This is a genomic window from Pseudomonas putida, assembly GCF_028682475.1.
In the GTDB taxonomy this organism is placed as follows: Bacteria; Pseudomonadota; Gammaproteobacteria; order Pseudomonadales; family Pseudomonadaceae; genus Aquipseudomonas; species Aquipseudomonas putida_AG.
The window spans coordinates 1-254 of sequence record NZ_JANHLE010000148.1 but is presented as its reverse complement, the minus strand read 5'-3'; the positions used below and the strand labels follow the sequence as shown (position 1 = coordinate 254).

Genomic DNA, 254 nt, shown 5'->3' with positions numbered 1-254 from the left:
CTGCAAAGCGGCGGGGTTACATTGATGGCGCGTCAACGGGCAGGGTGGTGATGTTTAGCAAACTGTTCAAACGCAAAGACAAAGCCGTCGTCACCGAGCCTGCCCCGGACTTTCGCAGCCAGCGGCCTCAGGCCGGTGAAATCCGGATCAAGGGGTTGAACGAAACCCTGTTCCTGTCGCCCTTGCCGGTTTACACCGGACAGGTTCAATCATCGCGGCGTAATTTTTCGCAGATGAACGAGACTTATCTGGAG

Annotated in this window: 1 pseudogene; it reads left to right on the top strand. The window is 56.3% G+C overall.

Annotated elements, in window-relative coordinates:
* Window positions 1–50: 50 nt before the first annotated feature.
* Window positions 51–254: pseudogene (locus NPS47_RS25575) on the top strand (DUF6708 domain-containing protein); the annotation flags it as partial.